Annotated in this window: 6 protein-coding genes; all 6 read left to right on the top strand. The window is 60.8% G+C overall.

Annotation, left to right across the window (positions count from 1 at the left end):
• Positions 1-152 precede the first annotated feature (152 nt).
• The 6 genes from FY550_RS03620 (at position 153) to FY550_RS03645 (ending at position 22994) form a co-directional block, all read left to right on the top strand.
• Positions 153-15008, top strand: a complete 14856-nt coding sequence (locus FY550_RS03620) for an Ig-like domain-containing protein (protein WP_149054361.1) — start codon at positions 153-155, stop codon at positions 15006-15008.
• 134 nt (positions 15009-15142) lie between these two features.
• Positions 15143-17383, top strand: coding sequence for a type I secretion system permease/ATPase (locus FY550_RS03625; RefSeq protein WP_070981928.1), 2241 nt, complete (start codon positions 15143-15145; stop codon positions 17381-17383).
• On the top strand, positions 17367-18770 hold the full coding sequence (locus FY550_RS03630; protein WP_149054362.1) for an HlyD family type I secretion periplasmic adaptor subunit: 1404 nt from the start codon (positions 17367-17369) through the stop codon (positions 18768-18770). The genes FY550_RS03625 and FY550_RS03630 overlap by 17 nt, the downstream gene beginning before the upstream one ends.
• Before the next feature lie 64 nt (positions 18771-18834).
• The gene (locus tag FY550_RS03635; protein WP_084388313.1) at positions 18835-20187 is read left to right on the top strand and encodes a TolC family outer membrane protein; all 1353 of its coding nucleotides are present in this window, start codon (positions 18835-18837) and stop codon (positions 20185-20187) included.
• Between the two features lie 93 nt (positions 20188-20280).
• Positions 20281-22245: an EAL domain-containing protein gene (locus FY550_RS03640; RefSeq protein WP_149054363.1), complete on the top strand. Its 1965-nt coding sequence runs from the start codon at positions 20281-20283 to the stop codon at positions 22243-22245.
• Between the two features lie 74 nt (positions 22246-22319).
• Positions 22320-22994, top strand: coding sequence for a transglutaminase-like cysteine peptidase (locus FY550_RS03645; RefSeq protein WP_199287844.1), 675 nt, complete (start codon positions 22320-22322; stop codon positions 22992-22994).
• Positions 22995-23144: the final 150 nt, after the last annotated feature.

Here is a 23144-nt window from a genome sequence, read left to right on the forward strand (position 1 = left end):
AGGTTCTAGTCTGTTTCAAAAGTTACCTGGTTTTTCAATACGAGGTGAACTGAAACGGAAGCGGCTATTCCGAATTGCCGAGCGGTGCTGGGCGCGAAAGACCCTGACATCGGAGACCGGAGTACTTCAGACAGGGCAGGAGAAAACAATCAATGGCAGCATCGCTCATTGTCGCTCGCGTAGATGGCATGCTTCATCAATCGGGCGCTCAGGCTCTGATTGTTCAGGGAACCGTACTCACGCCACCTGCGACTCTGTTGACGTTGAATGGTGCTCGGCTTGTGCTTGCTGATGGCACTGTTCTGATGATACCGGCAGGTCAGCCGATGCAGTTGGCGCTGATGGAAGACGGCATGCCCACACTGGCGCTCACCGCCGAGTCCGATATCGCTGCTTCTGATCCTGATGTCGCTGCACTGCAGCAAGCCATTGCCCAGGGCGAAGACCCCACATTGATTCAGCAGGCACCGGCGGCCGGTATCGCTGCAAATGGAGGAGGCAGCGAGGGAGGCAGTCTGGCAGGTGATGGGGGCGCCGGCTCGACGTTTGATATCACGCGAACCGGCCGTGAAGAGCAGACCGCCTATACCTATCAGGCCGATTTCACCGGTACATCGCCAACAATAACGGTAACTCCGAACGCCTTTTCCCCAAACGGGGCCGATAACAATACTCCCGTATCCTCCGGTGGAAGTGTTATTGCTCCGAATGAAGACAACTCCACACCTGCTGGCTCTGTTACCGATAATGGATCGACCGGGGGCGGTAGCACTGCAACAGACCCGACCACCGGGGCTGATACGCCATCATCGCCGGGCGGGGATAGCTCTCCGGATGTCCCTGCCACCGGTGAGACGTCTGCTGAACCACCCGAGAGTGGCGGCGCTGCGACAGACCCGACCACCGGGGCTGGTACGCCACCAGTGCCGAGCGAGGAGAGTGCTCCGGATGTCCCTGCCACCGGTGAGACGCCTGCTGAACCGCCCGAGAGTGGCGGCGCTGCAACAGACGCGACCACCGGGGCTGGCACGCCATCAGTGCCGAGCGAGGAGAGTGCTCCGGATGTCCCGGCCACCGGTGAGACGCCTGCTGAACCACCCGCGAGCGGAGGTGCTGCAACAGACCCGACCACCGCGGCTGGTACGCCATCATCGCCGAGCGAGGAGAGCGCTCCTGATGTCCCGGCCACCGGTGAGACGCCTGCTGAACCAGCCGCGAGTGGAGGCGCTGCAACAGACGCGACCACCGGGGCTGGCACGCCATCATCGCCGAGCGAGGAGAGTGCTCCGGAGGTCCCGGCCACCGGTGAGACGCCTGCTGCACCACCCGAGAGTGGCGGCGCTGCGACAGACCCGACCACCGGGGCTGGCACGCCATCAGTGCCGAGCGAGGAGAGTGCTCCGGAGTTGCCGTCCAATGGAGACCCGGTGGCTCAACCGGCATTGAGTATCGCTCTCGATCCTATAGCAGCAGATAACATTGTTAATGCGACGGAATCCGTCGAGTCCGTACCGGTTTCGGGGCGAGCCTTCGGTAGTGCCTCTCCGGGCGATACGGTATCCCTGACTATTGGCAATACAACACTGACCACCACATTGAGCAGTGATCGTTCATTCTCATTGAACGTTCCTGGCGCTCAACTGGCAAACGATCATGTTGTCACCGCGACAGTGACTCATTTTGCCGAAGGTGGTGCACTGACTTCGACCGTTTCCAGAGATTATCAGGTTGATATTCAGGCACCTGAGGTCTCGATAACGCTAGCGCCCATCACAGGCGATAATCTGATTAATGTGGCAGAAGCTGACGGCCCCATTGCCATTAACGGCTACGTTGGTGGTGATGTTGTGGTAGGCGATACCGTTATCGTTACTATCGGAGCGCAGGCTTTTACCACTCATGTTATTGATGATCTGTCTTTCAGCATCAATATGCCCGCAGCTGTATTTGTCGATAGTGGCGACCATTCTCTATTGGCCATAGTCAGCAAGGTGGACGCAGCGGGCAATGTAGGGACTGCAACTGCATCGCAGAACTATTCGGTTCTTACTACGCCACCGGCACTGAATATCCAGCTCGATACCCTGGCCGGTGACAACATCGTCAACGCTGACGAAGCCAACCAGACCGTTCCGGTCACCGGTATGGTCAGCGGTGAATACGCTGCTGGCGATCTCGTCACCCTGACGGTCGGCAATCAGACTTATGTCGGTGCCGTGAATGCGGAGGGTACGTTCTCGATCAACGTGCCGGGCAGCCAGCTGGCGCAGAACGGTTCGCTCCAGGCCTTCGTCAGTCACACCGACGCGGCGGGCAATATTGGTACGGCCAATACGGCAGCCAGCTACGGCGTGGATACCGAGGCGCCGATCGTCACGATCTCGCTGGACGCTATCGCGGACGATGACGTGCTCAACGCCGCCGAAGCCGGACAGGACGTGGCCATCACCGGCACCGCCGGTGGCGACGCCGTGTCCGGCGATGTGGTTACGGTTAATGTCGGTGGTCAGAACTATACCGCCATCGTCGACCAGAACGGTGGGTTCAGCGTTGCCGTCGCCGGCACCATATTGGTGGCGGCCGGTACGGGTAATGTCTCGGCATCTGTCTCGCACACCGATGCCGCCGGCAACGTGGGTTCGGCAACGACCTCGCGTGACTACAGCGTCGACACCACGCCGCCGGCGCTGAGCATTCAGCTCGACACTCTCGCCGGCGACAATATCGTCAACGCCGCCGAAGCGGGGCAGGACGTCGCGATTACCGGCACCGCCGGTGGCGACGCCGTGCCGGGTGACACGGTCACGATTAACGTCGGGGGTCAGAACTATACCGCCATCGTCGACCAGAACGGTGGGTTCAGTGTCTCCGTCGCCGGCTCGGTCCTGGCCGCAGTTGATGCAGGCAACGTGTCGGCGTCTGTCTCGCATACCGATGCGGCAGGCAACGTCAGTAGCGCCACCACCTCGCGCGACTACAGTATCGACACCACGCCGCCTGCGCTGAGCATTCAGCTCGATACGCTGGCCGGTGACGATGTCATCAATGCCGAAGAAGCCGGGCAATCGATCCCGGTGACCGGCACGGTCGGCGGCGAATACGTTGCGGGAGATACGGTCACGCTGACGGTGGGCAATCAGACCTACACCGGCGCCGTGAATGCCGACGGCACCTTCTCGATCAACGTGCCCGGCAGTCAGCTTGCCCAGAACACGTCCCTCAGTGCTACCGTCAGTCACACCGACGCCGCCGGTAATATTGGCTCGGCCAATACGGCGGCCAGTTATGGCGTCGACACCGATGCTCCAACCGTCACGATCTCGTTGGACACCATCGCGGGCGACAACATCGTCAACGCCGATGAGTCGAATCAGACCATCCCGGTGGCCGGGTCGGTCAGCGGTGAATACGTCGCGGGCGATACCGTCACCCTGACAGTGGGTGATCAGGTCTACACCGGTGCAATTAATGCGGATGGTCGCTTCTCCGTTGCAGTCCCCGGCAGCCAGCTGGCGCAGCACGATTCACTCCAGGCGTCCGTCAGTCACACCGACGCGGCAGGCAATGTGGGTTCGGCCAACACCGCGACCAGCTACTCGGTGGATACCGATGCTCCCGTGGTTTCGATCTCGCTGGATACGATCGCCGGCGACAATGTGCTTAATGCCGCCGAAGCGGGACAGGGCGTGGCTATCACCGGTCAGGCCGGCGGCGACGCCGCGCCCGGTGACACGATCACGATTAACGTCGGTGGTCAGAGTTACATCACCACCGTGGGTCAGAACGGCACGTTCAGCGTCGCGGTGCCGGGTAGTGTTCTTGCCGCTACAGGCACCAATACCGTCAGTGCGTCCGTTTCGCATACCGACATCGCCGGTAACGTCGGCAGTGCCGAGGCCAGTCGCGATTATGCGGTCGATACCACACCGCCGGCGCTGTCGATTGCGCTTGATACCATTGCCGGCGACAACATTATCAATGCTGACGAGTCGAGCCAGACCATCCCGGTCACTGGATCCGTTTCGGGCGAGTTTGTGGCGGGCGATACCGTCACGTTGACGATCGGCAATCAGAGCTACATCGGCACCGTGAATGCCGACGGTACGTTCTCGATCAATGTGCCCGGCAGTCAGCTGGCACAGAACAGCTCCATTAGCGCTGCCGTCAGTCACACCGACACCGCGGGCAATATCGGCTCGGCCAATACCGCGGCCAGTTACAGCGTCGATACCGACGCACCCTTGGTCACCATCAGTCTCGGTACCATCGCCGGCGATGACGTCATTAACGCTGCCGAAGCGGAGCAGGATATTGCGATCACCGGCACCGTCGGTGGCGATACCGTGCCGGGTGACACGGTCACGATTAACGTCGGAGGTCAGAACTATACCGCCATCGTCGACCAGAACGGTGGGTTCAGTGTCTCCGTCGCCGGCTCGGTCCTGGCCGCAGTTGATGCAGGCAACGTGTCGGCGTCTGTCTCGCATACCGATGCGGCAGGCAACGTCAGCAGCGCCACCACCTCGCGCGACTACAGTATCGACACCACGCCGCCTGCGCTGAGCATTCAGCTCGACACTCTCGCCGGTGACGATGTCATCAATGCCGTGGAAGCCGGGCAGGACATAGCCATCACCGGCCAGGCCGGCGGCGAGGCCGTGCCCGGCGATGCGGTTACGGTTAATGTCGGTGGTCAGAACTACACCACCACCGTCGGCCCGAACGGCGCGTTCAGCGTTGCGGTGCCGGGCAGTGTGCTTGCCGCTGCGGGCACCAGTACCGTATCGGCTTCGGTCAGTCATGTTGATGCGGCCGGTAACGTTGGCAGCGCCGATACGACCCGCGATTACATTGTCGACGCTACCGCACCGGCGCTGTCGATCACACTGGATACCATTGCCGGTGACAACATCGTCAACGCCGACGAAGCCGGTCAGAGCATTCCTCCGGTCACGGGCGCTGTTTCGGGCGAGTTTGCGGCGGGCGATACCGTCACCCTGACGGTCGGCGACCAGAACTACACTGGCGCCGTGAATGCCGACGGCACGTTCTCGATTAACGTGCCGGGCTCGCAGCTTGCTGCTAATGGCTCGGTGCAGGCAGTCATCAGTCACACCGACGCGGCCGGTAATATTGGCTCGGCTAACATCGCGGCCAGCTATAGCGTCGATACCACCGCGCCGATCGTTACTATCTCGTTGGATACGATCGCCGGCGACAATATGCTTAATGCCGCCGAAGCGGGACAGGACGTGGCCATCACCGGCCAGGCCGGCGGCGACGCCGCGCCCGGTGACACGGTCACGATTAACGTCGGTGGTCAGAACTATACCGCCACCGTCGGCCAGAACGGTGCGTTCAGTGTTGTCGTCGCCGGTGCGGTACTGGCGGCGGCCGGAACCAACAGCGTCTCGGCGTCTGTCTCGCATACCGATGTGGCGGGCAACGTCGGCAGTGCCACGACCAGCCATGACTATGCGGTGGATACCACACCACCGGCGCTGAATATCCAGCTCGATACCCTGGCCGGTGACAACATCGTCAACGCTGACGAAGCCAACCAGACCATTCCGGTGACCGGGTCGGTCGTCGGCGAATACGCCGCCGGCGATCTCGTTACCCTGACGGTGGGCGATCAGGTCTACACCGGTGCGGTCAACGCCGATGGCAGCTTCGCGATCAATGTGCCCGGCAGTCAGCTGGCACAGAACAGCTCCATTAGCGCTGCCGTCAGTCACACCGACGCCGCGGGCAATATCGGCTCGGCCAATACCGCGGCCAGTTACAGCGTCGATACCGACGCGCCCGTGGTCACCATCAGCCTCGACACCATCGCCAGCGATGACTTGCTTAACGCCACGGAAGCTGGTCAGGACGTTGCCATTACCGGTCAGGCCGGCGGCGATGTGGTGGCAACCGACACGGTCACTATCTCGGTAGGTGAGCAGAGCTACACCACGGTGGTGGGCCAGAACGGTGCGTTCAGTGTTGTCGTCGCCGGTGCGGTAATGGCGGCGGCCGGAACCAACAGCGTCTCGGCGTCTGTCTCGCATACCGATGTGGCGGGCAACGTCGGCAGTGCCACGACCAGCCATGACTATGCGGTGGATACCACACCACCGGCGCTGAATATCCAGCTCGATACCCTGGCCGGTGACAACATCGTCAACGCTGACGAAGCCAACCAGACCGTTCCGGTCACCGGTATGGTCAGCGGTGAATACGCCGCCGGCGATCTCGTTAGCCTGACGGTGGGGAGCCAAATCTACACCGGCGCGGTCAATGCCGATGGCAGCTTCAGGATTGATGTTGCTGGGGCTGACTTGGCAGTTAACAACAGCATTGCCGCGGATGTGTCGCATACCGATGCGGCGGGCAATGTCGGCACGGCGAATACGGCGGTCAGCTACGGTGTCGATACCGACGCGCCGGAAGTCTCGATCTCGCTGGATACCATCGCCGGCGACGATGTGCTCAACGCCGCCGAGGCGAGCGAGCAAATCAATCTGACGGGGTCGGTGGGTGGCGACGCTGTGCCCGGAGATATCATCACGGTCTCGGTCGGTGGTCAGAACTACTCAACGGTGGTCGGTCAGAACGGCGCGTTCAGTGTTGCCGTCGCCGGTTCCGTACTGGCGGCGGCCGGAACCAACAGCGTCTCGGCGTCTGTCTCGCATACCGATGTTGCCGGCAATGTCGGTAGCGCGACGACTTCGCGCGATTACAGCGTTGACACCACGTCGCCGGCGCTGAACATCCAGCTCGACACCATCGCCGGTGATGATGTCATCAACGCCGACGAGGAGGGACAGACGATCCCGGTCACCGGCTCCGTTTCTGGTGAGTTTGCTACCGGCGATCTCGTCACCCTGACGGTGGGCCTCCAAGCCTATACCGGCACGGTCAACGTTGATGGTAGCTTCGCGATCAACGTGCCCGGCAGCCAGCTGGTGCAGAACGATTCGCTCCAGGCGTCCGTCAGCCATACCGATGCGGCGGGTAACGTGGGTGCGGCGAATACCGCGGTCAGCTATGGCGTGGATGCCGAGGCGCCGATCGTGGCGATCAGCCTCGATACCCTCGCCGGCGATGACGTCATCAATACCGCCGAGTCGGGGCAGACGATCCCGGTGACCGGCTCGGTCAGCGGCGAATACGCTGCCGGCGATCTCGTTACCCTGACGAGCGGTGATCAGGTCTACACCGGTGCGGTCAACGCCGATGGCAGCTTCGCGATCAATGTACCGGGCAACCAACTGGCGCAGAACGGTTCGCTTGAGGCCTCGATCAGCCACACCGATGCGGCGGGCAACGTGGGCTCGGCCAACACCGCGACCAGCTATGGTGTGGATACCGACGCGCCGATCGTGGCGATCAGCCTCGATACCCTCGCCGGCGATGACATCATCAATGCCGAAGAAGCCGGGCAGCCGATTCCGGTGACCGGCACGGTCAGCGGTGAATATGCCGCCGGTGATCTCGTCACCCTGACGGTCGGTGATCAGGTCTATACCGGCGCGCTTAATGCCGATGGCTCCTTCTCCATTGCTGTTCCCGGCAGCCAGCTGGCGCAGAGCGGTTCGCTCCAAGCGTCCGTCAGCCATACCGACGCAGCCGGCAATATTGGCAGCGCCAACACCGCGACCAGCTACGGCGTCGATGCCGAGGCGCCGGTAGTAACGATCAGCCTCGATACGCTCGGCGGCGATGACGTCATTAACGCCGCCGAAGCCGGACAGGACATGGCCATCACCGGCCAGGCCGGCGGCGACGCCGTGCCCGGCGATACCGTCACCGTCTCGGTCGGTGGTCAGAACTACACCACCTCCGTCGGCCAGAACGGCGCGTTCAGTGTTGCCGTCGCCGGTTCGGTACTGGCGGCGGCTGGAACCAACAGCGTCTCGGCGTCTGTCTCGCATACCGATGCGGCGGGGAATATCGGCTCAGCCAACACCTCGCGTGACTACAGCATCGATACCACGCTGCCGGCGCTTAGCATCCAGCTCGATGTGCTGGCCGGCGACAATATCGTCAACGCCGACGAGGCGGGACAGACGATCCCGGTCACCGGCTCCGTTTCTGGTGAGTTTGCTGCCGGTGATCTCGTCACCCTGATGGTGGGCCTCCAAGCCTATACCGGCGCGGTCAACGCTGACGGTAGCTTCGCGATCAACGTGCCCGGCAGCCAGCTGGCGCAGAACGGTTCGCTTGAGGCCTCCGTCAGCCATACCGACGTGGCGGGCAATGTGGGCGCGTCTAATACCGCGACCAGCTACGGCGTCGATGTTGAAGCGCCGATCGTCACGATCTCGCTGGACACTATCGCGGACGATGACGCGCTCAATGCCGCCGAGGCGGAGCAGGACGTGGCCATCACCGGTACCGCCGGCGGCGATGCCGTGCCCGGCGATACCGTCACCGTCTCGGTCGGTGATCAGAGCTACACCACCCCCGTCGGCCAGAACGGCGCGTTCAGTGTTGCCGTCGCCGGTTCGGTCCTGGCGGCTGCCGGAACCAACAGCGTCTCGGCGTCTGTCTCGCATACCGATGTTGCCGGCAATGTCGGCAGCGCGACGACCTCGCGCGACTACAGCGTCGACACCACGCCGCCGGCGCTGAGCATCCAGCTTGATACCCTGGCCGGCGACAATATCGTCAATGCCGAAGAAGCGGGGCAATCGATTCCGGTGACCGGCACGGTCAGCGGTGAATATGCCGCCGGGGACCTCGTTACCCTGACGGTCGGTGATCAGCGCTACACTGGCGCGGTCAACGCCGACGGTTCCTTCTCCATTGCCATTCCCGGCAGCCAGCTGGCGCAGAGCGGTTCGCTCCAGGCCTCCGTCAGTCACACCGACGCGGCGGGTAACGTTGGCTCGGCCAATACCGCGGCCAGCTATGGCGTGGATACCGAGGCGCCGATCGTGACGATCAGTCTCGATACCATCGCCGGCGATGACGTCATCAACGCTGCCGAAGCGGAGCAGGATATTGTGATTACCGGCGCCGCCGGTGGTGACGCTGCGCCCGGTGACAAGGTCACGATTAACGTCGGGGGTCAGAATTACACCATCCCCGTCGGCCAGAACGGCGCGTTCAGTGTTGCCGTCGCCGGTTCCGTACTGGCGGCGGCCGGAACCAACAGCGTCTCGGCGTCTGTCTCGCATACCGATGTTGCCGGCAATGTCGGCAGCGCCACCACCTCGCGCGACTACAGCGTCGACACCACGCCGCCGGCGCTGAATATCCAGCTCGATACGCTGGCCGGTGACAACATCGTCAACGCTGACGAAGCCAACCAGACCGTTCCGGTCACCGGTACGGTCGTCGGCGAATACGCCGCCGGCGATCTCGTTACCCTGACGGTGGGCAGCCAAAGCTACACCGGCGCGGTCAACGCCGACGGCAGCTTTGCGATCACCGTGCCGGGCAACCAGCTGGTACAGAACGGCTCGATTCAGGTCTCCGTTAGTCATACCGATGCGGCGGGCAATATTGGCTCAGCGAATACTGCGACCAGCTACTCGGTGGATACCGATGCTCCCGTGGTTTCGATCGCGCTGGACACCATCGCCGGTGACGATGTGATCAACGCTGCCGAAGCGGAGCAGGATATTGTGATTACCGGCGCCGCCGGTGGTGATGCTGCGCCCGGTGACACGGTCACGATTAACGTCGGGGGTCAGAATTACACCACCACCGTCGGCCAGAACGGCGCCTTTAGCGTTGCCGTGGCCGGCTCGGTACTGGCAGCGGCTGGCACCAATCAGGTCAGTGCCTCGATCAGCCACACCGATACTGCCGGCAACAGCGGTAGTGCAACCACTGCCCGCAGTTACGAGGTGGATATTCTTCCACCGGAGGCGATCGCGGATACCGCTGCCACCCAGCAGACACTCGCATTGGTGGTCGATGCCGAGCAGGGGGTGCTGGCCAATGACAGTGATGCCGATAGTCCGACGAGCACGCTGCGGGTGATCGCGATCAATGACACCTCTGAGAGTGTTGGCCAGGCCGTCACGGGGAGTAATGGCGGTACCTTTATGCTGGGCGCTGATGGGAGCTACCGCTTTGAGCCCGGCAATACTTTCGATGCCCTGCCGGCCGGTGAGACAACTACGACAGCTATCAGCTATACGGTCAGCGACGCACAGGGTAATGCCTCGATTTCCACGCTGACTGTGACCGTCACCGGCACCAATGATCTGCCAACGATCACCGGACAGGCCAGCGGCGATGTCACCGAGCGATCGATTGCAGAAGCAGGTGGCATAGAGAGCAACGATGTAGTGCATAGCAGTGGCTCGCTGGCTGATGTGCTCTCTGGTCTTCTCGATATCAACCTGTCGACGAACACGATAGTGCCCGGCATCGGGACGCTGGGTGTGCTTTCCATTGATGCAAATGGCCATTTCGATTACCGCGTGGACGGCGCCAATCCGGGAGCGCTTCTGGAAGGGGAAGTTCGGATTGAAGCGTTTGAATTTACCGATACTGCGGGGGGGCAGCATTCGGTCACGGTGGCTCTGGTCGGTACTGCTGAGGGGACGGTAATCGGGCAGCCGATCGTGGATGCATTGATACCTCAGACACTGGACCTGAGTGGTGAGCTGGCACTCGGGTTTGACGTAGCAGTTGATCCCGGTGCGGTTGTACCAGCACCGGGAACGCTGGGCACGCTGACGATCAACGCCGATGGCAGTTTCTTCTATCAGTTGGCAGGTAACAGTGCACCTGCATTGGCACAGGGCGAGGTGAAGATCGAAGCCTTTACCTATGCCGATGCTGATGGTAACCGCCATACCCTGACCATCGATCTGCTAGGCACCGGGGGTGTCCCCATCCCGTTTGATCCGAACGCAGAGGCCGGGAGCAGCGTTGGCAGCGACGTTGACGATTCAGAGCTGCTAACCACCAGCGGGACGCTGAATGTGGCCGATGTGGATACCGGCGAGAGTGTCTTCCTGCCCGAAAGCATTGAAGCGAACGAGGGTACGCTGGGGGCGCTGACGATCACATCCGACGGTCAGTGGACCTATCGCGTGGACAACGACCGCGTCCGCTATCTTGGGGCCGATGAAACGAAGCAGGAAATCTTCACGGTCAGGACTGTCGATGGCACTTCGCAGACCATTACAGTCACCGTACATGGTGCCAACAGTACTGCGGAGGCTATTGCGGATACCGCTGTTGCCAATGAAGACAGCGTGCTGGATATCGATGCTGCCAGTGGTGTGCTGGTTAACGACATCGATCCCGATGCCGGTGCTGCATTGGTGGTCAGCGCTGTCAACGGCACCAACGCTACCGTTGGGCAAACGGTTACCGGCAGCAACGGCGGCACCTTCGTGCTCAATGCCGATGGCAGCTACCGTTTCGATCCGGGTAGTGATTTTCAGGCATTGGCGGAAGGCAGTCAGCAAGCGACCTCCATCAGCTATAGCGTCAGTGACGGGCAGGGCAGTACGACTACCAGTACCCTGACCGTAACGGTGGAGGGGCGTGTTGATGCGCCAGTGGTAGCGGTGGTCGAGCACTCACTGGGCAGTACCAGTACCGGTCTGCTGGATGCCTCACTGGGGTTGAGCGCCGGCCTCTATACCGGGGGGGCAGCGACACTGACCGCTGCACTCGGTTCGATTATCGAGGGGCTTGGTGGAGCCGTAGGCGGTCTGGGGACCGTCGTCGGTGATCTGAGCGATGCCCTTGGTGGCAGTGATTCGCTACTGGGTGGTCTGGTCGGCGGCGTGGGGAGTGTCGTAAGCAACACAGGGACGGTGATCAGCGATGTCGGCGTTGCAGTCGGTGATATTGACCTGCTCAACGGGCTCACGCCAGCGACCACGCTGACCGTGGATGCCGGTATCGGTACCTCCCTCGCCGCCGGTGATGTCTACGCCGTGCAGGGGCTGGTGTATCTTAAAGCCGGCCATGACTACATCTTCACCGGAGCGACCCAGGGCGCAGCGTTGTTGGCTGTAGGCGGTGAAGCGCTGCTGGCGAGTTCTGCCATCAATGGCAGCTACAATTCGGTTGCCTTCACGCCCGACGCCAATGGCTATTATCCGATCGAGCTGTTTGTCGGTAATACCGGCAGTTCGAGCAGTACGCTGTCGCTGGGCGTCAGTGTCGATGGCGGAATTGCATTGTCGTTGTCGACGGCCAATTTCAATCTTTATACCGATCTCGATGCTCTGATATCGCTGCAATTGCCATGCTCACCACTGGCAATGGACGGTGACGGCGTCAGTTACTACCCGATTCATGAGAATCAGGGGATAAGTGGTACGCAGATTGAACTCGGAACCCCAGTGGCATCGCTGACGGATACGATCGGCCGCGAGACCCTGTCGCTGGGTGTTTCCGGTCTGCCAGCGGGAAGCGTACTCAGTGATGGTGCAGGCCACAGCGTGGTGGTTACGGGAGAAGGCGAGTCGATCACGCTCGATGGCTGGTCGCTGGAGACTCTGAAACTGCTCCCATCGGAAGGCTTTGTCGGCATCATTCCAGCCGTCTATACCGCTACGGCCATTGGGGTGGCCGGCGGCACTGCGTCCGCTACGGCCACGCAGAATGTAGTGGTCTTCGATCCTGCGCCAAATACGGGGACGGTAACTGAAGACCAGGCGCCGCAAACGCTGACCAGTGACGGTACCCTGTTGCTGGTGGATGACGATAATCAGCAGATCGCCATTGATCCTGCCAGTGTGATGGCTGCCTCGGGCAATCTGGGCACCCTGAATATCGATGCCTCTGGCCACTGGCATTACAGCGTGGCGAATGCTGCCACCCAAAGGCTTGGGAGTGGCGAGCATCGGGTCGATGGTTTTGTGGTCACTGCCGCCGACGGCTCGCAACGTACCATCAGTGTCACCGTCAACGGCGTCAACGACATGCCAGTGGCGATGGCCGATACCGTGTCGGTCAGTGGTCCGGGCGAAGAGAAGGTTGTTTATCTCTCCACCAGCGCCGGCGTCCTCGAGAGCTGGAATCTGACCACCGGAGTGCAAACCAGTCTCACCATGAAGACCACCAGTGGCTCGGCTGTGCCGACGCTGGGTGATATCTCGCAAAGCGCTACCTCAGGCCGGCTCTACGGCGTCAGCTTTTCCACGGCATCCAACGCCACCGTGCTCTACAGCATCCATGCCGGGACGGGAGTGGCAACATCACTGGGTACGCTGGCCGGTACGCTCGGACTGTCGGCACTGACCCTGACCCCCGGCGGTCAGCTGCTGGCGGCGAGCTATACCAATAATGGCCTGTATCAGATCAATCCGGTCAATCTTCAGATCACCCAGGTTGCCACCAATACCTACCTGTCCGGCGGCGATCTCAAGTATGTCGGTGGTCATCTGTATGGCTCTGATCAGAGTGGCAAGGTTTACGAGATCGCGACCAACAGCGATGGCAGCCTCAGGACAACCAACGGCAGTGCCGCTACAACGCTGGTCGCTACCATGCCGGCCCAGGTCTATGGGCTGGGAGAGGATGCCAATGGTCGCCTGTTGATCATGACTACCGACAACCGAGCCACGCCGATGGATGTTGATACCCACGCGCTGGGTACAGCGACGGCGTTGACCGCGCTGGGCAGCGGGACGCTTTACGGTACTGCCGGCGAAGTGGATGTGGCGACTGCAGGGACGCCGAGCGCCAGTGGCAATCTGCTCGGCAATGATAGCGACGTTGATAGTGGTGACACGTTAAGTGTCACCGCAGTCACCAACGCCGTGGCGGGTAGCACGGCCGCGCTGACTGCCAGCGGCAGTGTGGTGATCCAGGGCGTCTATGGCACGCTGACACTGGCTGCCGATGGCAGCTATAGCTACCACCTGGATACCGAGCGCCCCACCAGCCGTGGGCTATTCGGTGGCAAGACAGCGGATGACAGCTTCAGCTACACCATCAGCGATGGCCATGGTGGTACGGCGACCGCGACGCTGGCGGTACACGTCACGGGCAGTGCTCATGATCACGCTCCTACGGCTGCCGATTTCTCGGTGGCACTGACCACGACCAGTGTCAAAAATGATGTGGTCTATATCGACTTTGCTTCCAGCGGTGTGCTACGCGATGCCGAATCCGGTTCCGACCCGGGTGTCGTGATTACCTCGCTACCCACCAACGGGGTGCTCTACTCGGGGGCCACGGCAGTCACGTCAGCAGATATTGCGGCTGGCAAGGTCTTCGATGCCCATACGCTCACCTACAACCCGACCGACCAGAAATCCACTTTCCTGGGTTTCCTGGCACTGGGCGATCCCGGACCGAAAAACGACAGCTTCAGCTTTGTGGCAGTGGATGAGAGCGGCCAGCACAGCGAGCGCCATACCGTAACGCTTGAGAGTCCGGCACTGCTCGGTATCGGGGCTGGCACCTCGGTGACGGTGACTACCAGTACGACCAGCAGTGGTACCAGCGGCGCCGATCTCGAATACGGCACTTCCGGCAACGATATTCTGACTGGCGGCGACGGCAACGATCTGCTGTTCGGGTTTGGTGGCAACGATACGCTGTCCGGCGACAGTGGCAGTGATCGACTCTACGGTGGTGATGGCAGCGACACGCTGAGTGGTGGCAGTGGTGGCGATCGCCTGGAGGGTGGCAGCGGCAATGACATTCTCACCGGTGGCGAGGGGGGAGACACCTTTGCCTTCATGCGCGGTGATGAGGGCACTGGCACCAGCCCGACGGTCGATCGCATCACCGATTTCACCCGTGGCAGCGGCGGTGATGTCATCGACCTCTCCGACATGCTGGATCTGAGTTCCAATAACGCCGATCTGGCAGCGCAATATCTGCATTTCTCATCCGGGGATACGGCCGGTACTGGCGTCGCCGGGACCAGTTCGACGCTGGAGGTCAAGACTGCCGGACCCGAAGGGCCGGTGACTCAGAAGATCGTTTTCGGAGGTGTCGATTTTACCACCCTGGGTGGTTCGGACACCGAGATCATCAAATCACTGATTGATACCGGCAATCTCAAAACTCACCTGGATGGCTGAGCAATGGTTTGGCAGCGGGGTAAAGCGACAGTAACGCCACTTTGCCCCGGCTGATCCCGGCTTTGTCATGAATGTGACGACGTTATCGTTTTGTCGGCAGGGTCAGACAAACGGCAGGCAAGGAGAGTAATTCGGTGGAAGAACCCACTCCCTTACGTCCCGATCCCATCGGCGATCAGGAGCGCGATCCATTACTGGCTTCTCTCGTCTTCCTCGCCCGCTATCATGGCGAGCCGCGTTCGGAAGAGGTGATTGCCGATGGTCTGCCGCTGGAGAATGGTCGTCTGACGCTGGCATTGATGCCTCGCGCAGCCCAGCGGGCAGGGTTGTCGGCAAAACTGGTCAGTCAACGCCCCGAGCGGGTCGCCGATCTGCTGCTGCCCTGTATTGTATTGCTGCCTCAGCGCCGTGCCGTGGTACTGCTCGAGCGCGACATGGAAAATCATCAGGCGACCATTTATGTCCCTGAAGCGGATGGCACCCAGACCATCACGCTGGAAACGCTGGACGATTGGGCGACCGGCCAGGTGATCTACGTCCGCCGCGAGCATCGCTTCGATGAGCGGGCGCCCGAAACGGTAAGACTGGCGGAAGGGCACTGGTTCTGGTCAACGCTTAAACTGTCTACCTCGATCTATCGTGATGCCCTGATCGCCTCGGTGCTGATCAACCTGTTTGCCCTGGCAGCACCGCTGTTCACGATGAATGTCTATGACAAGGTGGTGCCCAACCTGGCTTTCAATACCCTGTGGGTGCTGGCCAGTGGCATGGGCATCGTGGTGGCATTCGACCTGCTGGTACGCCAGGTGCGGGCGTACTTTCTTGATACTGCTGGCAAGAAATCGGAAATCCTGCTCGCCTCAAAGATCTTCGCCAAGACCATGAATCTGCGTATGGATGCCCGCCCGGCGTCTGTCGGGGCTTTCGTCAAGCATTTGCAGGAGTTCGATTCGGTTCGCGATTTCTTCACTTCGATGACCATGACCACCCTGATCGATCTGCCGTTCGCGCTGTTCTTTCTGGTCGTGGTGTGGATCGTGGCTGGCCCGCTGGTGTGGGTGCCGGTGGTCGCCCTGCTGATCCTGCTTGCCTACAGCATCATCATTCAGTGGCCGCTCAAGCGCTCGATCGAACTGGGATCCCGTCTGGCAACTGAAAAGCACGCTCGTCTGGTAGAGAGCGTGGCCGGGCTTGAGAGCCTGAAGCTTGCCAATGCCCAGGGGGAGACCCAGCGTCATTACGAGCGTGCCGCAGGTGAAATCGCCAAATGGGGCGTACGCAGCCGCAATCTTTCGACATCGGTTTCGTCGCTGACCACCAGCATCAGTCAGATGGCTACCGTGGCGCTGGTGGTCTTCGGGGTTTATCAGATCAGCAATGCAGCGCTTTCGATGGGGGGGCTGATTGCTGCGGTCATGCTCACCGGACGTGCATTGCAGCCGATGGCTCAGATGGCGCTGCTGATCACCCGTTTCGGTCAGACACGCAGCGCCATGGCAGCGATCGAGCAGATCATGGCGCTGCCGGAAGAAGTCGAGGCCGAGAAGCGCTATGTCCATCGGGATCGGCTCAACATGCGGCTCGAATTCGATCATGTCGGCTTTCGGTACAATCCCGAGGCGCCGCTGGCGCTCTCCGATGTATCGCTGACCATCGCGCCCGGTGAACGCGTGGCCATTATCGGTCGTATCGGCTCCGGCAAGAGTACGCTTCAGCGTCTGATGACCGGGCTCTATCGTGCGACAGAGGGCAGTGTCCGCCTCGATGGCGTCGATCTCAATCAGCTGCATCCGGCGGACGTGCGACGCCATATCGGCCACGCCGGACAGGATAGTGCGCTGTTTTTCGGCTCCATCCGCGACAACATCATTCTTGGTCATCAGCATGCCAGCGATGCTGCCATCGAGCGTGCTGCCGATCTGGCCGGCGTGGCCGAGTTCACACGCCGTGATCCTGATGGCCTGGATCGTCAGGTGGGAGAGGGTGGACGACTGCTCTCCAGCGGTCAGCGTCAGGCGGTGATCCTTGCGCGAGCGCTGCTGGGCAATGCGCCGCTGTTGTTGCTCGATGAGCCCGGTTCGCATATGGATAACCGTGCCGAATACCGCCTGCGACGCATGCTGACAGCCTTGCCCCGCAGTCAGACACTGGTACTGATCACTCACAAGAGTTCGATGCTGGAAGTCGTCGAACGCGTGATTGTGGTCGACGCTGGCCGTGTGATTGCCGACGGACCCAAGCAGAACGTGCTCAAGGCACTCAATGAAGGCCGCATCCATGCGACGGCGGCGGATCAGCCCGGTAGTGGTGCAGATGTTCCGCAGCCGGAACGCGCTTCGGTGAACCAGGAGGCCCGTCATGGCACTCATGGCTGAACGACGCAAGCGCGCTCGACTGTCTCGTCAGGAACTCGAGCTGGTGGACGATGCCAGTGCCGCCATGCTGCTGGCCACGCCATGGCGATCACGTGTATTGCTCTGGGTGCTGCTGGCGGTGTTGATGAGTTTTCTGATCTGGGCGTCGCTGGCACATGTCGAGATCGTTACCCGAGGTACGGGCCAGGTGGTTCCTTCGACGCGATTGCAGACCATCCAGAATCTGGAAGGCGGCATCGTACGGGATATCTACGTCCAGGAGGGTGAGGTTGTGGCGCCCGGTCAGCCACTGGTGCGTATTGACCCTACCCGGGCGAATTCCGAACTGGCCGAACGTGAATCGACGCTGGCGGGTTTGCAGGCCTCGATTGCCCAGTATCGTGCCGAACTGAATTCGGTGACGGTCGATACCGGCGCTGACGACTGGCAGAACCAGGTCACCATCGAGCGTCAGCCGCTTGAGCTCGACGACGGGTTTCAGCAGCACAACCCCGGTCTTTATCAATCGGCTCGCTCGGCCTGGCTGGCACGCCTTTCGGGACTCGAGACCCAGCTGAGTCAGGCCGCCCAGGAAATCCGTCAGCGTGCCGAGGAACTGCGCGAGCTCAGGGGCAAGGCTGCCAGCGTTGCCAGCAGCCTGTCGCTTTTGCAGAAACAGCTCGATATTACTGCGCCGCTGGTACAGGAAGGCGTGGTCTCAAGAATGGAGTTGCTCCAGATCCAGCGTCAGGTCAATGACCAGCGTGGTGAACTGCAATCGACCCGTCTGTTGATTCCGGCCAAGCAGGCTGAGCTGGGTCAGGCCATCAGCAAGCGCAATGACCTGGCCACCCAGTTCCGTTCACGTAGTGCGAATGCTCTCAACGAAGCCCAGGGCAAGCTGGAAAGCCTGCAGCAGGGCCGTACGAGTCTGCAGGATCGGGTCGATCGGACTCTGGTGACGTCGCCGGTAAACGGCATCGTTCGCTCGATCAATGTCAATACCATCGGTGGCGTGGTCGATCCCGGCGCGAGTCTGATGGAGATCGTACCGATCGAGGATCAGTTGCAGGTTGAAGCCCGGGTCCAGCCGCGCGATATCGGTTTCATCCACCAGGGCATGCCCGCCACGGTCAAGATATCCGCCTATGACTTCACCATCTATGGCGGTCTCAAGGGGACGGTTACCCGCATCAGCCCGGATACGGTGCAGGACGAAGAGGGCAACAGTTTCTATGAAATCACCGTGCGCACACAGAGTAATCATCTGGGGAGTGCGCAGGAACCATTGCCGATCATCCCGGGCATGCAGGCCTCTGTTGATGTGCTGACCGGTAATCAGACGGTGCTGCAGTATCTGCTCAAGCCGATTCTACGGGCACAGCAGGGCGCACTGCATGAACGGTGACACAACACGCCGCTTTCGGTGTGGATAGTGCCATCCCGGATGGCTGCAGAAGATAAGGAGCAACATGAGACAGAGCGCCAGGATGAAACGCTGGTACTGGATGCTGGGGGCACTGTTGGCAAGCACATCGGTGCAGGCCCAGACCCTGACCGAAGCGGTCACCGAGGCCGTGCGCGAGCATCCGGTAACACGGACCGAGCTGGCGCGTTATCAGCAGCGCCTGGCAGAAGCTCGGGCACAGAAGGGGGCTTATCTACCCTCGCTCAATCTGGAGGGGCGCAGTGGCTATGGCAGTCATGAGAGTGAGGTCGAGGGCATCAGTCAGCAGAGTGATCCCCATGACTATCGGCGTGGTTCGATCACGCTGAGCCAGTTGATCTGGGATGGTAACCGGACTCTCAATCAGATCCGTCAGGCCAATGATGAGGCCGATTATCAGCGTTGGCAGGTCGCCTCGGCGGCCAATCGAATCGCGCTGTCGGCGATCCAGGCCTATCTGGATGTGTTGCAGCAACAGCGCCTGGTGGAGCTGGCTCAGAGCAACGTCGAACACCACCAGAGCACGGCTGCCGATATTCGTCGTCGTAGTGATGCCGGTGCCGGCACAACCACCGATACCAGCCAGGTTGAAGGGCGGCTGGCACGCGCCCAGGCCAGCCTGATTGCAGCGCGCAACAACCTCGAAGATGCGCGTTCCGCCTATATCCGATATGTCGGTGAAGCGCCCGGGCGTCTCCAGCTACCCGAGGATGTCAGTATGTCTGTCATTCCGGATGATCTTGATCGTGTAATGGCCATGGCCACGGCCAACAATCCGTTGCTGATTGCTGCGCGTCAATCGATCCAGGCTGCCGGTCATGAAGTGGCTGCCGAGCGGGGCGATTTTCTGCCGTCCTTCAGTGTGGAGGCCAGTCGACTGATCAGTCGCGACTATGACTTTGAAGGCAGTGATGCCGATGACTGGAGTGCCGAGATGGTGATGCGCTACAACCTCTACCGCGGCGGTAGTGACCTGGCAGAATTGCACGCTCGCGATCATGCCCTCGAGGCTGTCCGACACGACAGCGATCGGGCACTACGTGAAGTACGTGATGAGCTACGGCTGGCATGGAATGCTCGTGACTATCTGCAAAACGAATTGCCCTATCTCAAACAGCACATCGATGCCAGCGAGCAGACGCGTATCAATTACCGTAAACAGTTCGATATCGGCCGGCGCACCCTGCTCGATCTGCTGGATAGCGAGAATGAAGTCTACGATGCCCGTCGCTCTCGGCTGCAGGCAGAATTCGATCTGCGGCAGGCACGCTATCGAATCCTGGCCGCTACCGGGCAACTGCTCGATAGCATGCAGGTCAACGTTCGGCCTTCGGCCGATGGACAACTGACGGCCGATGATGGCCAGGCAGTCCCCTGATGCGATGCGGTAACACTCAACTGCGGGTGTTGGAGGCCGATATTGTGCCATCGGAGCCGAAAGCGTGAATTCGGCTCAAGTGGAGAGAAAACGATGACATCCAGTCATGAGGGTGCACGTCACCGTTACAGCAGCCTGCAGAATCGCCTGATTGGGGCGATTCTTACCCTGTTGCTGCTGTTTTCCATGGGCATTTTTACCATCCAGGTGTTGCAGTCGCGCGATGCGCTGGTCGATCGTCAGCGTGCCGAAATCAACAATCTGGCGCAGAGCCTCAGTCTGTCGCTATTGCCTTTCGTGCGGCAGGATGACTGGATGGGCTCTCGCGTACTGATGCAGTCGGTTTGTGATGGTGGTGCCGTCAGTCGCATTCGCCTTGACTCTACCGATGGGGATCATTCGGTCGTGATCGAACGCTCAGCCACCGAGAACTCGCCTGCCTGGTTCCGACATCTGGTGCCAATACCTCGAATCAGCGCCCAGCGTATGCTCTCCGGTGGCTGGATGCAGTTGGGCGAAATCAGGGTTGAAGCGGATGAAGCGCTGGCTTATGCCCAGCTCTGGGCCCTGGCGCGGCATCTGTTGCTCTGGATGCTGCTGGGCATGGCCTTGGCCGCCGTGATTGCGGTGGTCTGTCTGCGTCAGCTGTTCGGCCCGCTGTCGCGTCTTTCACGTCGGCTCGAAGAGATGCAGCTTCAGGGATTCGAGACCACGCTCCCTCCCAGTCGTTTGCGTGAACTGACCGGCATTACCGAGGCGGTCAATCGTCTCGGTAAGCGACTCAATGATCAGTTCGAGGCCCAGGCCGAGCAGGTAGTGCGTCTGCAGCGACTGGCCGAGCGTGACGATGTCTCCCGACTGGGGAATCGCGCCTATCTGGTGCGAGCCATGGATGACTGGCTCGCTGCACCGGTGGGCGGAAGCGCCATGATCATTCGTATCGATCAGCTTGAGACTATCTATCGGGAAGAAGGGTTTGCCGCTCGCGACACCGCCATTCGTGCGATTGGCGATTATCTGTCAGGCCTGCGCATCGGTGATGAGCCCCTGATGGCCGCCCGCCTGAGTGCCAGTGAGTTTGCCCTGATCCTCCCCGATCTTCTCCCGGAGCGTCGCGATCAGCAGGTTGAAGCGATCCTGGATCGTCTTGATGATATCGTCGATGCCAACCCGCTGGCGCTGGAGCGTAAATGGCATGCGCGTGCGGGGGTGGTACCGCGCGAGCCTGGCCTGGGGCGGGTGACATTGCTGAGTGCTGCTGATACCGCGTTGCGTGAAGCCGAAGAGGAAGACAAGCGCTGGATTGTCACGAAGCGGGTTTCGGCGCTGGATGAGCGAGGGCGTCACGAATGGCGCCAGGTCATCGAAACGGCGCTGACGCAGCATCGTTATCATTTCGTGGCGCAACCGGTGATGATGAACTCGGGCGGTGAGTACCATCGCGAAGTCTATATCAGGCTGGAAGAGGGTGGCCAGGAGCATCTGGCATCGGCCTTCATGCCGGTTGCACGGCAATTCCAGATGGCCGATCGGGTGGATCGATGCGTGTTCGACTGGCTGGCGGGCTGGCCTCGGCTACCGAACTTTCGCCTGGCGCTCAACCTGAGCATGGACACTCTGGTCAGTCAGAAGAGCCTTGATGATGTCATTCGCTGGCTGGAACGTCATCCACGCTGGGCAGCGCTGCTGGATATGGAAGTCAATGGTGAAGTGGTCGTCCGTCAGCGTGAAAATGTCGAACGGCTTTTTCGCTCGGTGCGTCGCCTGGGGACTCGTGTCGGTATTGATCGCTTCGGGCGCAATCTGCAGGCCATGCCAAGTCTGATTCGGCTGCGTCCGGACTACATCAAGATCGATCAGACCTTCTTCGTGCGTGATAACGTCAACGCTGAATTTCTTCACAGCCTGTGTATTGCCGTTCATCAACTCGATACTCGAGTGATTGTGACCCGGGTCGAATCCGAGGAGCATCGCGAACGCATCGTGGAACTCGGTGCCGATGGTTTTCAGGGCTATCTGACGCCTTCTCAACCGCTGTTGCCGATTGGTAATGACTGATGGGCCGCTACTGTTCGTCTGCGGGCACAGTGGCCCCTCTCTTGTCCGGCCGACCATGGCAATGCCTACGGAGAGTGCGCATTCTGTGCCGTCGCTCTTCGCTCAAGGTGCTGGCGAGTGCCCTGGTCATTACCATGTGTGGCTCGCTGGTCGCGCTTTCGGAAATCACCGACGACTCTGTCGTGGCCGCGGTCTATGGCGAGCAGGGGCGCAAACGGGTCGAGCAGTGGCGGAAGTTGATCGCGAATCTGCGTGGCGAGCCGGTGACGCGTCAGCTCCACGAGGTCAATGAGTTCTTCAATCGTCTGGCATTTCGCGATGATATCGAGGTCTGGCGGGTCGAGGACTATTGGGCCACCCCTCGCGAGTTTCTCGGCATCGGTGCTGGCGACTGTGAGGATTTCGCCATGGCCAAGTACCAGACGCTATTGATGCTGGGGGTGCCGGATAGCGCCATGCGACTGAACTACGTCAAGTACCGGCCCTGGAATCAGTTTCATATGGTGTTGACCTGGTTCAGCTCGCCCATGGCTGTCCCGCTGGTGCTGGATAACATCAGAACCGCGATTGTACCGGCCACACAGCGTACTGATCTGCTGCCGATCTACAGCTTCAATGGCTCCAGCCTATGGCTGGCACAACAGGGCAGTGCAGACAGTCGTGTCGGGGATGCCTCCCGGCTGAGTCAGTGGGATGCCTGGCAAATGCATCTCGACAATGGCGCTTTGCGCCCCCCGCCTCCTCGCTAGATGCCGGACTGGATTTTCTGCCGGTTCGAAGTTCCCGCGAGCTGTCCATAGGCGTTTCGTCCCCCTGGCATGGACGGCCCGGCTCGGAGTACCCTCATGGGATGATCGGTAGGTGACGGTTCACAAGACCCGAGCGACAATACCGATTTC

The sequence above is a fragment of the Kushneria phosphatilytica genome, assembly GCF_008247605.1.
Lineage (GTDB): Bacteria > Pseudomonadota > Gammaproteobacteria > Pseudomonadales > Halomonadaceae > Kushneria > Kushneria phosphatilytica.